The 13,359-nt window shown below is 38.4% G+C and carries 13 protein-coding genes and 8 tRNA genes (1 of these 21 cut by a window edge); 2 read left to right on the top strand and 19 right to left on the bottom strand.

Going from position 1 to position 13,359, the window contains the following annotated elements:
- The first annotated feature begins 42 nt into the window (after positions 1-42).
- Complete coding sequence (gene fabI / locus IGM04_RS01245; protein WP_002358338.1) at positions 43-795, top strand: enoyl-ACP reductase FabI; 753 nt, start codon at positions 43-45, stop codon at positions 793-795.
- Between the two features lie 97 nt (positions 796-892).
- On the opposite strand, the gene IGM04_RS01240 is transcribed toward fabI, so the two are convergent.
- The 5 genes from IGM04_RS01240 to IGM04_RS01220 all read right to left on the bottom strand — a co-directional run bounded on the left by IGM04_RS01240 (position 893) and on the right by IGM04_RS01220 (position 4,117).
- Positions 893-1,306, bottom strand: a complete 414-nt coding sequence (locus IGM04_RS01240; protein ID WP_002389555.1) for a DUF4809 family protein — start codon at positions 1,304-1,306, stop codon at positions 893-895.
- Between the two features lie 29 nt (positions 1,307-1,335).
- On the bottom strand, positions 1,336-2,271 hold the full coding sequence (locus IGM04_RS01235) for a cation diffusion facilitator family transporter (RefSeq protein ID WP_002355191.1): 936 nt from the start codon (positions 2,269-2,271) through the stop codon (positions 1,336-1,338).
- 142 nt (positions 2,272-2,413) lie between these two features.
- Positions 2,414-3,088 (bottom strand): HD domain-containing protein, encoded by a 675-nt coding sequence (locus IGM04_RS01230; protein WP_002389606.1) that lies wholly within the window; start codon positions 3,086-3,088, stop codon positions 2,414-2,416.
- Between the two features lie 12 nt (positions 3,089-3,100).
- Positions 3,101-3,613: a DNA-3-methyladenine glycosylase I gene (locus IGM04_RS01225; protein ID WP_002355189.1), complete on the bottom strand. Its 513-nt coding sequence runs from the start codon at positions 3,611-3,613 to the stop codon at positions 3,101-3,103.
- Between the two features lie 12 nt (positions 3,614-3,625).
- Entirely contained in the window at positions 3,626-4,117 is a 492-nt protein-coding gene (locus tag IGM04_RS01220; RefSeq protein WP_002389531.1) for a methylated-DNA--[protein]-cysteine S-methyltransferase, read from the bottom strand.
- A gap of 111 nt (positions 4,118-4,228) precedes the next feature.
- Here IGM04_RS01220 and IGM04_RS01215 point away from each other — a divergent pair, with 111 nt between their 5' ends.
- Complete coding sequence (locus IGM04_RS01215; protein ID WP_002379037.1) at positions 4,229-4,822, top strand: bifunctional transcriptional activator/DNA repair enzyme AdaA; 594 nt, start codon at positions 4,229-4,231, stop codon at positions 4,820-4,822.
- Between the two features lie 17 nt (positions 4,823-4,839).
- Here IGM04_RS01215 and IGM04_RS01210 read toward each other — a convergent pair whose 3' ends face one another.
- The 14 genes from IGM04_RS01210 to IGM04_RS01145 form a co-directional block, all read right to left on the bottom strand.
- Positions 4,840-5,583 carry an alpha/beta hydrolase gene (locus tag IGM04_RS01210; protein ID WP_002385408.1) on the bottom strand — a complete coding sequence of 248 codons (744 nt, stop codon included), beginning with the start codon at positions 5,581-5,583 and terminating at the stop codon, positions 4,840-4,842.
- A gap of 137 nt (positions 5,584-5,720) precedes the next feature.
- On the bottom strand, positions 5,721-6,539 hold the full coding sequence (locus IGM04_RS01205) for a histidine phosphatase family protein (protein WP_002358330.1): 819 nt from the start codon (positions 6,537-6,539) through the stop codon (positions 5,721-5,723).
- 20 nt (positions 6,540-6,559) lie between these two features.
- Complete coding sequence (locus IGM04_RS01200; RefSeq protein ID WP_010711916.1) at positions 6,560-8,026, bottom strand: glycoside hydrolase family 1 protein; 1,467 nt, start codon at positions 8,024-8,026, stop codon at positions 6,560-6,562.
- A gap of 122 nt (positions 8,027-8,148) precedes the next feature.
- The gene (locus IGM04_RS01195; RefSeq protein ID WP_002355183.1) at positions 8,149-9,579 is read right to left on the bottom strand and encodes a 6-phospho-beta-glucosidase; all 1,431 of its coding nucleotides are present in this window, start codon (positions 9,577-9,579) and stop codon (positions 8,149-8,151) included.
- A gap of 23 nt (positions 9,580-9,602) precedes the next feature.
- Complete coding sequence (locus tag IGM04_RS01190) at positions 9,603-11,501, bottom strand: beta-glucoside-specific PTS transporter subunit IIABC (protein WP_002361131.1); 1,899 nt, start codon at positions 11,499-11,501, stop codon at positions 9,603-9,605.
- Between the two features lie 73 nt (positions 11,502-11,574).
- Positions 11,575-12,417 carry a BglG family transcription antiterminator LicT gene (gene licT / locus IGM04_RS01185; protein ID WP_086317590.1) on the bottom strand — a complete coding sequence of 281 codons (843 nt, stop codon included), beginning with the start codon at positions 12,415-12,417 and terminating at the stop codon, positions 11,575-11,577.
- A gap of 242 nt (positions 12,418-12,659) precedes the next feature.
- Positions 12,660-12,731, bottom strand: a tRNA-Glu gene (locus IGM04_RS01180).
- A gap of 16 nt (positions 12,732-12,747) precedes the next feature.
- Positions 12,748-12,835, bottom strand: a tRNA-Ser gene (locus IGM04_RS01175).
- Positions 12,836-12,845: 10 nt separating this feature from the next.
- Positions 12,846-12,919: transfer RNA gene (locus IGM04_RS01170), tRNA-Ile, on the bottom strand.
- A gap of 13 nt (positions 12,920-12,932) precedes the next feature.
- Positions 12,933-13,003: transfer RNA gene (locus tag IGM04_RS01165), tRNA-Gly, on the bottom strand.
- 14 nt (positions 13,004-13,017) lie between these two features.
- A tRNA-Phe gene (locus IGM04_RS01160) sits at positions 13,018-13,090 on the bottom strand.
- Positions 13,091-13,095: 5 nt separating this feature from the next.
- Positions 13,096-13,169: transfer RNA gene (locus IGM04_RS01155), tRNA-Asp, on the bottom strand.
- Positions 13,170-13,217: 48 nt separating this feature from the next.
- Positions 13,218-13,291, bottom strand: a tRNA-Met gene (locus IGM04_RS01150).
- Positions 13,292-13,324: 33 nt separating this feature from the next.
- Positions 13,325-13,359 (bottom strand) — tRNA-Ser (locus tag IGM04_RS01145); it runs 55 nt beyond the window's last position.

Raw genomic sequence — 13,359 nt, 5'->3', positions numbered from 1 at the left:
CCTATTCTATCAACAAAAATTTTTTATTAAAGGAGATTTTATATGTTTTTACAAAATAAGAATGTCGTCGTAATGGGTGTTGCCAACAAAAAAAGTATTGCTTGGGGCTGTGCAAAAGCATTAAAAGATCAAGGGGCCAATGTTATTTATACGTATCAAAACGAACGCATGAAAAAGCAAGTGGTTAAATTAGCAGATGAAAATGATTTGTTGGTGGAGTGCGATGTTGCTTCTGATGCGTCCATTCAAGCAGCCTTTGAAACAATTAAAAATGAAGTGGGCACGATCGATGGACTAGTCCATGCGATTGCTTTTGCCAAAAAAGAAGAATTGTCTGGAAACGTTAGTGACATCACTCGTGATGGTTTCCTATTAGCACAAGATATTAGTAGCTACTCTCTTTTAGCAGTCACTCATTATGCGAAACCTTTGTTAAATCCTGGTTCAGGAATTGTCACATTGACGTATTTAGGTTCCGAACGTGCGATTCCTAACTATAATATGATGGGGATTGCTAAAGCATCTTTAGAAACTGCCGTGAAATATTTAGCTTTTGAATTAGCTGCAGATAAAATTCGTGTCAACGGAATCTCCGCAGGAGCGATTAAAACATTGGCTGTGACTGGTGTAAAAGACTACGATCAATTGATTAGTATTTCTAATGAGCGGACACCAGATAAAACAGGTGTAACCATTGAAGAAGTCGGAAACACTTGTGCCTTTTTAGTCAGTGAACTAGCTAGTGGTGTGGTCGGTGACATCATTTATGTCGATAAAGGCGTTCACTTAACTTAATCATTTTTTGTCTTTATTTCTATTTATACATTAAAAAACAGAGATTGGACAATCTCTTTCACTCATTGATTGTCCAATTTCTGTTCTATTTTTTACTTTATTCTATAATAAAATTGACAGTTTCAATTCCAAAAACAGTTGTTAGGATTTGATTGACTTGTTCAAAAAGTTTTGGTAAATCTTCCAGTTTATTTTTAGATTGGATTTTTTCAGAACCGTTATCGTAGCTTAAATGATTGTACGTTTCTTTAAAAGTTACTGCTGTGTCTTCTTTTCGATAAAGGATATATTCGTCATCTAGCATATCCATTTGCAGCTCCTGTTTAAATCCATTTCTGGCAACAACAGCAGAAACTAGATGAGCAACAGTCAAGCCATCTAACGGAATGTCCACTCCATTCATTGCTAATGTGTAGACGGTATCTTCCACTAAGCCACAGGCGTTGCAACCACCACTGGTTAAATCTACTGTACTTGTTATAATTGCCTCTTGCATCGTTTCTTCCCCCATATTGTTTTTTAAAGTTATTCTTTCATTTGTTATTTACGAACGTAATTCACATCATAATCGTCAACTTCAATATAGATATAGATTTTTTTATCAGGCATTTTACTGCGAATGTCTCGTTCAATCGCATTCACAACATCAGGTGCATCTTCTTCCATTGGTTCTACCACATCAATTTTTGCCGCTACTAAAATTTCAGTTGGACCTAAATGAACGGTCTTTACATCAATTAGTTTTTCAACATCCGCCCGATCAAATGCGGTTTTAATTTTTGCTAAATCTGTAGCGGTCACACTTTCTCCTATAATCAAACTATAAAATTCTTTCGCTAAGAAAATGGCTGCACACATTAATAGTAAACCAATCAGTAAACCACTGATAGCATCAAATGCAGCAATCCCAGTTACCATTGTTAAAAGGGTTCCCACCAAAGCTAAACACAAACCAATAACCGCACAAAAGTCTTCCGTAAAAATAATTAAAATTTCACTGTGACGACTTTCTCGCAAAAATTTTAAGAGCGATAACTTCTCTGTATTCAATTCTTTGATTTCTTTCATCGCTACACGCAAAGAGCTACCTTCCACAAGCAAACCAAAAATTAAAATACCAATGACAATAGCCACATTTTCTACTTCATGAGAGGGATGCAGTAACTTCTGAATAGCCTCCATTACGCCTAACGCGCCCCCACCAAAAAAGAGCATCGTTGCAACAATTGTACTAAAAAAGTATTTTGCACGGCCTTCTCCAAATTGATGTAACGCACTTTGTCCACGAGAAGCGCGCTTATTCCCAAAAAGCAATAACACCTGATTACTACAGTCCACGACACTGTGGATACTTTCATTCATCATAGCGGTACTACCACTTAAAGCAAAACCAACAAATTTACTAATCGCTACTAAAATATTCGCAATCAGTGCGGCAATAACTGCAAACATGCCGCTCGATTTTTTTGTCTCCATAATTACCTCCTATATGTAACGTAAAACTAAGATAAACCACCCGTTTATTCATCCATCATTTTACCACTTCTGAGGTATTTGTAAAAAAGAGTTCTCTTAAAATTCAAAAAGAAATGTACTGACTGTTTTAGTTGGCCCTCATTTATCGGTGTCCGTCCCACTCTTGATAAAATTCCTCCAGATAAAGTTCCATAAATTGATGACGCTTTTCCGCCAATAAGCGACCATAATTTGTATTCATTTGTTCCTTTAACTTTAAAAGTTTCTCATAAAAATGCATAATAGCAGTATCTTCCCCATTCCGGTATTCTTCTTGGGTTAACTGTTCACGAGGTTGTTTGTGAGGATCGTGAATTAAACGGCCTTTATTTCCCGAATAAGCCATCACCCGTGCAATTCCAATTGCGCCGATGGCATCTAGTCGATCCGCATCCTGGATCACTTTTCCTTCTAATGTAGTAACTGTTTTCCCAGTATTTCCTCCTTTAAAGGACATATTAGCAATAATGGAAAGGATGTGATTCGTTTGCTCTGTTGATACGTTATTTGCTTCCAACCATTGTTGCACCTTTAGCAAGCCAGCCTCTTCACTTTCGTTAAATTTTTCATCGCCAATATCATGTAACAATGCTGTTAATATACATAAAAATAAATTTGCTTGTTCTTTCTCTGCAATTGTTTTTGCTAATTGTGTCACTCGATAAATATGCCACCAGTCATGGCCACTTGCTTCGTTGGCTAATTCTTGTTGAACATAACGCTCTGCTGCTTGAATAATTGTTTGTTCTTCAAAACTGAGAGATTCATTTTCAAACATCCTAACACTCCTTTATTCTGGATTTAAAATTTCCACCTGGATAATCCCGCTAGCTTTCAGAAACATATTGGTGACAATCGGACCTACAAAAGAAAATCCTCTTTTTTTTAAGTCTTTTGCTACGTTATCTGACAAAAGCTGTGTGCGCGGGACTTGGTATGCTTCTTCATAAATAGATAAAACGGGGACGTTTTTTACAAATTGCCATAGATAATTGGCAAAACTGCCAAATTCTTCTTGTACTTTTAAAATTGCTTGCGCATTTTTAATGGTTGCTTCAATTTTGCGCCGATTGCGAATCATATCTGGATCAGCTACTATTCGATCGACTTCGTCAGGCAACAGCGCGGCAACTTTTTCCGGCTTCATTTGGCAAAAATTTTTCATGAATGCTACTTTTTTCCCTGCGGCTGCTTTCCAACTTAAACCAACTTGAAAAACACCCACCGTCAACAATAAAAACAGCAAATCATCCTCTCTTGTAGGTTTTCCCCATTGTTCTGTATACCATTGATAGTTGTTCATCGCCGCCTCCTTTTAAGACTGTTCAAATGTTAATAATGCTTGTTTCATTGCTAAACCACCACGGTAACCGGTTAATTGTCCCTTGCTGCCGATGACTCGATGGCAAGGAATGACCATTAATAAAGGATTTTTCCCAATCGCTGTGCCAACTGCTCGAACCGCACGTGGACGCCCAATTTTTTCTGAAATTTCTTGATAGGTCATTGTCTCACCATAAGGTATTTCTTGCAACGCCTGCCAAACTTCTTTTTGAAAGGGCGTTCCTTTGATGTCTATGGGGCAAGCAAACGTTGTCGAATGTTGGTTAAGATAACTTATTAATGCTTCTTTATAAGGCGCAGTTTTCTTTTCAGAAGCTTCTAATTGTGCTTGAGGATACCAGTTTTTCAGCTCTTCTATCGATTGATTGGCTGAACCTACAAAAGCTAGTCCAGCGTCTGTCACACCAAGATAATAGTGATCGTTCTGCCATTCTTGTTGCGCATAATAAATCTTTTTTGCCATATTTCTACACTTCTTTCTCGTGTTTTTCTTATCTTCATTATAATTCTTTTGGCTTTCAAAATCTTGCGCTCCTATCACTTTTTACTTGTTTTTATTAGGGATTCTTTTACAATGAAGAAAACGGGAGGTGTGCTTACAATGAAAACAACGTATCGACTTACTCAGAAACGTTGGGAAGCCATTCAAAATAATAATACGCAATTTGATGGTGATTTTTTTTATGGTGTGACCACAACTAAAATTTTTTGTCGTCCTTCGTGCCCTTCCCGTGTGCCCAACAAGAACCACGTTCTGATCTTCAAAACGGCTCAGGAAGCTTTAACACTTGGTTTTCGTCCATGTAAAAGATGTCAACCAACCGGGCAAGTCGTTCCTAACGAGGAATGGGTTGCTCAAATTAAGCAATTTATTGATCGGCATTCAGCGGAACCATTAAGTTTAGACTATTTAGCGCAAGCCTGCCACGGTAGTCCCTTTCATTTGCAGCGAACCTTTAAGGAACAGACAAAACAAACCCCATTAGCTTATTTAACAAGTATCCGAATTAGGCAAGCCCAAGAATTGCTTCTCCATTCACCCCTTACGATTCAACAAATCGCGAAAAAAGTTGGCTTCCAAACCGCAGCATATTTTGCCACCACTTTTAAAAAAGAAACAGGCGTAACCCCCTCTGTTTATCGCAGTAAAAATGAGCCGAAAAAATAACATTTCGGCTCATCGGATTATTTATTGGGGCGTGATTGTAGCCACGCTACAATCAATTGACTGATTTCTGTTTGCTGTTGCTCGTTAGAAATTGTCGCTTTGTTGTCTCCTTTTTGGACACCGTAATTACCAAACCCTGCATGATTCCCACCTTCGATAGATACATACTGCGTATCTTTTGGCAAAAACTGTTTGGCTTTTTGGTAGCTAGTCCAATTTAAAACACCATCGTTTGTGGCTGTTATTGACAGAACCGGCAGATCTTGCTTGTTTAGTGCACCTTTTTCGTCAGGATAGCTGGCTAAATAAATCATGCCTTTGATTCGTTGCTCATTTTCCGCTACAAAACGACTAGCCATCACACCACCCAGAGAATGCCCAGCCAAAACGAAGTTTTGTTGTGGATGATCCTTTATAATTTGTTCTGCAGCATTTGGTGCAAGAACCGCTAAATTCAAAGGAAAATGAACAACATAGACATCATAACCTTTCGTAGCAACTTCTTGCGCCCATTCACTATAACTAGCGGGCGCAACCAATGCACCTGGATAAAAAATCAGTGCTGTATCATTTTTTTGCCCGTTTGTATAATAATCATAGTTTTTTTCTTGCGTGGCACTTTGACTTATTTTTAAGGCTGAATCGGTTGCTTGATACGTACTATTTTTAATAAAAATAGTCAAACCGATGACTAAGATTACTAAAAAAAGCCCAAGTCCTAGGACAATTTTTTTCCAGCGTGATTTTGTTCTATTTTTCATCTCATTTCCTCCCAATGAAAAAATTCTTCTTTCTGATTCTACCTTTAATAAAAAAAGAACACAACAATAGGAGTTGGTGAAGCAACCCTTTTCTTGCTCCACCAACTCCTAAATAGACTGTTTCTCTAATCCAGGGATTATTTTGATTCTTTTTCGCCTGCTTCTAAGTAGCTGACATCATTGACTTTATCCAAAGTATATTCGCCATTTTTGTAATGAATTGTTGTGACACTAGCATTCTTCAACCCGCCTTCTGGGACTTTAAAATCATCAAATAAAGTTGCTAACAACGCTGAAATACTCAAGCCATGAGAGACCACTAAAACATTGCCATTTCCGGGATTGGCTGATTCTGTGGCAACAATTTTATCTAAGCCTTTTTTCAAACGTTTGGTAATTGTAGCATAGTCTTCTGCAGGCCAGTTATTCTTGCTTTCCTCGCGCTGTTGATCCAGTTTAGCTACACTGTTGGCAAAAGATTCAGGGGTCATGTTTTTCATAAATTCTTCTAAGGAAACACCTTGATCATCAGCAATATCCTGCCACATTGTCTTGTTTAAATCCCCTTCATAGCTACCAAAATTAAATTCACGTAAATCTGGGTCACGCACGACTTCAAGGTCTTTGCCTGCTTTATTTTGATCTAAAATAAGTTGAGCAGTTTGCAAGGCGCGGCCACTATCACTACTATATGCATTTTGAAAGGCAACATCTTTCAGACCAATCCCAGTTGCGGTCACAACTTTTTCACCTTCTGGTGTTAAGACCGCATCTGACCATCCTTGTACGCGGTCCGTCGTATTTAACATGGTTTTTCCATGGCGCACAATGTAAAGAGTTAGTTCTTCAGGTTTTGTCTCTTTTTCTTTTGTCGTTGCTTGCTGATTTTTACCACAACCAACCATTACTAAAATGGCCAGAAAAAGCATCCCCACAATCGTCAATCGTTTTTTCATTTTTTATTTCCCCTCATTTTCTACTCAGTTGTTAAGTTTTCACCATTACTAGCGATAACTTGTTTGTACCAATTAAATGATTTTTTCTTAGTTCGTTTCAAGGTTCCCTGACCTTGGTCATCCATGTCTACATAGATAAAGCCGTAACGTTTTTTCATTTCGCCAGTCCCTGCTGAAACTAAGTCAATACAACCCCATGGCGTATAACCAATTAAGTTAACCCCGTCTTCTTCTACTGCGGTTCTCATGGCTTCAATATGTTGTTTAAAATAATCAATGCGGTAATCGTCGACAATCGAGCCATCCTCTTGCAATGTATCCACCGCACCAAACCCGTTTTCAACCACAAACAATGGCATATTGTAACGATCTGACAACTGACACAATGAAATTCTTAACCCTAAAGGATCGACAGCCCAGCCCCATTCAGATTCTTGCAAATAAGGATTTTTAACCGCAGGCATTTGGTTGCCTCCGACATATTTTACTTCTTCGGGATAAGCAGTCGAAACAGTCGACATATAATAACTAAACCCGATATAATCAACTGTTCCTTTTTGAATAATCGCTAAATCCTCTGACTCCATTTGAATTGTCATTCCTTCACGCTCAAATTCTTTGAGCTTATGCGCTGGATAATATCCCTTAGCCTGGACATCCATATAAAATTCTTGCTCTCGGTTAAATTGAACAGCTGCCATCACGTCCTCAGGTTTGCAGGACAAAGGATAACTTGGAATATAAGCCACCATCATACCAATTTGGAAATCTGGATTGATGGAATGTCCTAATTCAACTGCTTTCGCACTTGCTACAAATAGATGATGCGCTGCTTGATATTTACTTTGTTTATCATTATTGTGAATCCCAATTTGCGTCCAACTTCTTAAAAAATTAATTTCATTAAAAGTCATCCAATACTTCACTTTATCCTGATAACGTGTAAAAATGGTTTCGCAAAAGAAAACAAAGAAATCAATCACTTCACGATTTTTCCAACCATCATATTCATCGGCCAAATACATTGGAATATCAAAATGGTTAATCGTCACAACAGGCTCAATTCCATGGCGCAGCAAAGTATCAAAAACTTTATCATAAAAGGCTAAGCCTTCTTCATTAATCTCTTTTGTTCCATTTGGGCAAATCCGGCTCCAGGCGATAGACAGCCGAAAACATTTGAAACCCATTTCTGCAAATAAGGCGATATCTTCTTCGTAATGATGGTAAAAGTCCGTCGCTACATGACTAGGATAGTATAACTCTTCATCGATATAGCCAATCGCTCCTTCGGGTAATGCTTGATCGCGCGTACACGAAGCTTTTTGGCCCTCTTTAGTTAAATACGTAATCCGTCGCGGTTCTGTTTGACTACCACCAGTAATTGCATCTAATGTACTCAGACCTTTGCCTCCTGAAAGATAGCCACCTTCATATTGGTTAGCAGCTGTTGCACCGCCCCATAAAAAATTTTCTGGAAATCCCATAAAATCCCTCTTTTCCTCTGTTTTTAGGCATCACAAAGAAACCATCAAGGTAATTGACGCTGGTAGAAGAGTCCTTGTTTTTTCTGCCAACGTCAAACGCCCTTTAATAGTTGCTAATTTTATTAATTACTTAAATCTTCACCATTTGTTGCGATTACTTTTTTGTACCAATCAAACGATTTCTTCTTGCTTCGTTTTAACGTACCATTTCCTTCGTTATCGCGATCCACATAGATAAAGCCATAGCGTTTTTTCATTTCACCTGTTCCAGCTGATACTAAATCAATACAGCCCCAAGTCGTATAGCCTAACAAGTCGACACCATCTTGTTCAACGGCATCTTTCATCGCTTGAATATGCGCCGCCAAATAATCGATACGATAATCATCGACTACATAACCATTTTCGTCTGGTGTGTCTACCGCTCCTAAGCCATTTTCAACAATAAATAGTGGTTTTTGATAACGATCATATAAGTCATTCATCGTAATTCTCAAACCAAGTGGATCAATTTGCCAACCCCATTCACTGGCTTTTAGATAAGGATTTTTCACAGAGGCAAAGATGTTACCAGCTGTTTGTTCATTAATTTCTGGATCTGTTGATGTGACACGAGAAGAATAATAAGAGAACGAAATGAAGTCCACCGTATGTTCTTTTAAAAGTTCTTCGTCGCCTTCTTCCATTTCAATTTGAATACCTTTACGGGCCATTTCTTTTAAAGCATACGCAGGGTATTCCCCACGTGATTGGACATCAATAAAGAAATAATTTTCACGATCTGCTTGTCGAGCAGCGAAAACATCTTCTGGTTTACAAGTATAAGCGTAGTTGGAACCAGCCGCTAACATACAACCTACTTGGTTTTCAGGATCTACCTCATGAGCAATTTTTGTCGCAATTGCACTTGCTAGTAGTTCATGATGAGCCGCTTGGTATTTCACTTGTTCTTTGTTTTCGCCTTCTTCAAAGTATAGACCTGCTCCCATAAATGGTGCATGTAAAATCATATTAATTTCGTTAAATGTTAACCAATATTTGACTAATCCTTTATATCGGTTGAAAATTACACGGCAAAGATTTTCATAGAAACCTACTAACTTACGACTACGCCAAGCGCCATATTCTTCCACTAAGTGCATTGGGCAGTCAAAGTGTGTAATCGTTACTAGTGGCTCAATCCCATATTTATGACATTCTTTGAATAAGTCTTCATAGAACTTCAAGCCTTCTTCATTTGGCTCTGTTTCATCTCCCATTGGAAAAATTCGACTCCAAGCAATGGATAAACGGTATGTTTTAAAACCCATTTCACCAAACAAGGCGATGTCTTCTTTATAGCGATGATACATATCAATCGCCTCTTGTGCAGGATAGAAATGTTCTTCATCAAAGTTAAACATTTTCTTTTCACCAGTGATTACTGGAAAACGATCTGGACCAGTTGGCGCTAAATCGACGTTTGCCAAACCGCGTCCACCTTCGTTATAGCCACCTTCACATTGATTGGCTGCTGTTGCGCCACCCCATAAAAAGTCTTTTCTAAATGCCATAAATTCTCTTCCTCCACATCTTTTTATATTAAAGCGGTCAGCAAATCATCGCTTGTTGAAACTTCATTACTGCCGACTTCCAAAATATCTAAATAATCCGCTGTATTCGTCACAACAATTGGGATTTGTGTACTAAACCCAGCTTTTTTAATTCCTTCTAAATCAAAGGTTACTAATGTTTGACCTTTTTTCACGCGGTCACCTTGTTTTACAAAAGCTTCAAAGCCTTCACCTTCTAATTGAACTGTATCAATCCCAATATGAATCAATAATTCTGTGCCGTTATCTGAAATCAAGCCTAATGCATGTTTTGTTGGGAATAGTGTGACAATCGTTCCATCAAAGGGTGCAACCACTTTGCCTTCCGTTGGTTCAATCACGACCCCATTTCCTAATGCTCCATTTGCAAAAGCAGGATCCTCTGCATTTTTTAAAGATAACACTCGTCCTTTGACTGGACTTGTAATATTTTCTTTTTTTATCGTTGTTTTATCAATAATCACTTCTTCTTCCTCAACTGTATTGTCTTTCCAGAAGAAGAATGTTAGACCAAAACCAACGACCGCTGCAATGGCAATTGCAATAAAGGACTGAATCATCCCACTTGCATCATCACCATTGATAAAGTTTAGCACACCGAAAATTCCTAAACCACCCATTGTATAAGCTGTCACATTGTTGATCATCAAATATAAACCACCGACAGCGCCACCAATCATTGAATAAATAAATGGCCATTTTTTTGGTAAAGTGATTCCATAAATTGCTGGCTCTGTTACACCAAAAATACCAGAGATAATTGCTGGCGGACACAAAGCTTTTAACTTTTTATCTTTCAATTTGAAGAACATCGCTAAAACAACCGCTGTTTGCGCAAAACTAGCTGCAAATGATCCCGTTAATACTTGGCTTGAACCTTCTTGTGTCACTTGCATAATAGCTAATGGCACAACGCTCCAATGTAAACCAAAAATAACTAAGACTTGCCAGAAGAAACCAAGAATCAAACCATACAAAGCTGGTGAGAAACTCATTAATGCTGTAAAGCCAGCGCTTAATAAATCTGTTAGCATGCTAACGATTGGCCCAATCACTAAGAAACCAATTGGTAAGGCAATCAACAAGACGAAAAACGGTACTAAGAACGTTTGAACAACTTCTGGAATAATCCGTTTAAACACTTTTTGAACTTGTGCCGCAAAAGCAATAATGAAGATGATTGGTACGACACTACTTGTATAGTTCGCACCGACCCAAGGAATCCCCATAAATGTATCATAGGCAGGTAAGCCGAATAAATTATACGGTGCTGCGGCTCCCGCACCCGCTGTTGTTTCAAAGGCCGTTTGTAATGCACTTCCTTGAATCGTTGGGTAACATAAAGCTGCGCCAATCACGATCCCTACCATTGGATGCAACCGGAATTTTTTAGCTGCTGTATAACCTAAAATAACTGGCATAAAGTAGAAAATTGCATCGCCAATCCCATTTAACATGGTATAAGTCCCTGACGTAGCCGTATAGAGCTTTAAGAAAACCAATAAGGCATTTAACCCTTTGACCATCCCAGCCGCTGCTAACGCCCCTAAAAAGGGTTGGAAACAACCACTTAAAATATCTATTAAGCGATCAAATAAATTCCCACTGGAAGCTTCTTCTTCACGTTCTCCTGACAAGCCTGCAATACTAACTACTTCTTCATAAACGGCTGGGACATGATTTCCAATAACGACTTGGTATTGTCCACCGCTTTTCATAACAGTTACCACACCGTCCATATTTTTTAAGACATCATCATTCGCTTGACTCTCATCTTTTAATTTGAAGCGAAGACGTGTGATACAATGTGTCAAACTATTAATATTCTCTTGCCCACCGACATTTTTTACAATTTTTTCTGCTAGTTCATGATATTTTCCCATCTTTTTTTCCTCCAAAAATTTATTTTCATTTGAAGGTTTAGCCAACTGAATGTCACTATCCAAAGTGGTGCGTTTATTGTTCCGTTGTTTGTACAATTCGTGCAATGTGAATCGTTAGGTACAAGCGTTCTTCATTTGAAACTTGATAGTCATAGTTCTCATTTAAATACAAGCTGATCTTTTCCACGCAACGATAGGCGTTGAGATATTTCTTTTTAATTACCGCATACAGTTCTTCATCATCATTTTCGACAACTTCACGTTGGTGTAATAAGCGATAACAGAAAAATTTTAAATGTGTGCTAAATCGATAAAAGTAAACAGAGTCTTCATCAAAACTTACCTTAAAATAGTATTTGACGATATTTGTAATCTCTTGCATCAACTTTGTCAATTCGTAAATATTACCGACTTCTTCCTCCATCTCCGCATTCACCAAGTGCAATGCGATAAAACCTGCCTCATCCGTTGACAATTCCATTCCTACGCGCTTTTGTACCATTTTTAAAGCATTTATTCCTACTTCGTACTCTTCAGGAAAAAAACGTTTAATATCCCATAATAATAAATTCTTAATTGCAATTCCTTGTTTTTTTCTTTCTAAAGCTGTGTACAAATGATCCGTCAGAGAAATATAAATGGTATCATTCAAACTCTTTTTCAACGTTGATTTTGCATAAACAATAATGTCATCCGAGAGTTTCATCATCTCTAAAGGAATATTTCCTAACAATTCTTGAAACTTAAGTGATGTTTCTTGATTGGCTAAATAAAAAACTTGATCGATACTTTCATCAGGAACCCAATCCCCAATGCGTTTCTTAAAAGCAATTCCTTTGCCCATAACAATTTGCTCTCGTTTATCATCATCTAATGTAATAACCACATTATTGTTTAAAATTTTGTGAATAATCAATGCCCCACCTCCTTTGTGTTTCGTTGAAAAAAGAAAAACCCAATTTCTTCAAAAAGAACGACACACCTGTCGCTTCATGAAAAAATTAGGTTTAGCTTGTCTTTAAACAATCACTATCCATCTATTTACTTATCCCTACATCCAAAGAATAACATATTTACAACAAATGTCAACGCTTTCAACGACATTTTTTTGTAATAAAAATAAAAAAAGCATACAAACATTGTTTGTATGCTTCACTATGACCCGTACGGGACTCGAACCCGTGTTACCGCCGTGAAAGGGCGGTGTCTTAACCGCTTGACCAACGGGCCATTAAAAAAGAAAAAACGGAGAAGGAGGGATTTGAACCCTCGCGCCGGTTTCCCGACCTACACCCTTAGCAGGGGCGCCTCTTCAGCCACTTGAGTACTTCCCCAAGAAATAAATGGGCCTAAATGGACTCGAACCATCGACCTCACGCTTATCAGGCGTGCGCTCTAACCAGCTGAGCTATAGGCCCCAAATAAGAAAAAAGCGGGTGACGAGAATCGAACTCGCGACAACAGCTTGGAAGGCTGTGGTTTTACCACTAAACTACACCCGCAAATTTTTCTTGGATGGCGCGGGACAGAATCGAACTGCCGACACATGGAGCTTCAATCCATTGCTCTACCAACTGAGCTACCGAGCCAAAAACGGTCTGGACGGGACTCGAACCCGCGACCTCCTGCGTGACAGGCAGGCATTCTAACCAGCTGAACTACCAAACCAATTCGTTTTTGCTTTATGCAAATGTATGCTTTAAAAAATAAAAGCAATTGCGGGGGCAGGATTTGAACCTACGACCTTCGGGTTATGAGCCCGACGAGCTACCTGACTGCTCCACCCCGCGATAATTAGACTAAGGAAATTTAATTCCTAAGAAAGGAGGATAAGGGATTCGAACCCTTGCACGGTTTT

This window comes from Enterococcus sp. DIV2385 (assembly GCF_051711925.1).
Classification (GTDB): domain Bacteria; phylum Bacillota; class Bacilli; order Lactobacillales; family Enterococcaceae; genus Enterococcus; species Enterococcus faecalis.
Note: the sequence above shows the minus strand (reverse complement) of the source record. Positions and strands in the feature narration are given on the sequence as shown.

What these genes read in the sequence shown, in the direction of transcription:
- IGM04_RS01200 (WP_010711916.1), bottom strand. Translation starts at nt 8,026, where the DNA reads ATGGGATTTCCAGAAAATTTTTTATGGGGCGGTGCAACAGCTGCTAAC.
- IGM04_RS01205 (WP_002358330.1), bottom strand. Translation starts at nt 6,539, where the DNA reads ATGAAAAAACGATTGACGATTGTGGGGATGCTTTTTCTGGCCATTTTA.
- fabI (WP_002358338.1), top strand. Translation starts at nt 43, where the DNA reads ATGTTTTTACAAAATAAGAATGTCGTCGTAATGGGTGTTGCCAACAAA.
- IGM04_RS01225 (WP_002355189.1), bottom strand. Translation starts at nt 3,613, where the DNA reads ATGAACAACTATCAATGGTATACAGAACAATGGGGAAAACCTACAAGA.
- IGM04_RS01220 (WP_002389531.1), bottom strand. Translation starts at nt 4,117, where the DNA reads ATGGCAAAAAAGATTTATTATGCGCAACAAGAATGGCAGAACGATCAC.
- IGM04_RS01195 (WP_002355183.1), bottom strand. Translation starts at nt 9,579, where the DNA reads ATGGCATTTAGAAAAGACTTTTTATGGGGTGGCGCAACAGCAGCCAAT.
- IGM04_RS01240 (WP_002389555.1), bottom strand. Translation starts at nt 1,306, where the DNA reads ATGGGGGAAGAAACGATGCAAGAGGCAATTATAACAAGTACAGTAGAT.
- IGM04_RS01210 (WP_002385408.1), bottom strand. Translation starts at nt 5,583, where the DNA reads ATGAAAAATAGAACAAAATCACGCTGGAAAAAAATTGTCCTAGGACTT.
- IGM04_RS01235 (WP_002355191.1), bottom strand. Translation starts at nt 2,271, where the DNA reads ATGGAGACAAAAAAATCGAGCGGCATGTTTGCAGTTATTGCCGCACTG.
- IGM04_RS01215 (WP_002379037.1), top strand. Translation starts at nt 4,229, where the DNA reads ATGAAGAAAACGGGAGGTGTGCTTACAATGAAAACAACGTATCGACTT.
- IGM04_RS01230 (WP_002389606.1), bottom strand. Translation starts at nt 3,088, where the DNA reads ATGTTTGAAAATGAATCTCTCAGTTTTGAAGAACAAACAATTATTCAA.
- IGM04_RS01190 (WP_002361131.1), bottom strand. Translation starts at nt 11,501, where the DNA reads ATGGGAAAATATCATGAACTAGCAGAAAAAATTGTAAAAAATGTCGGT.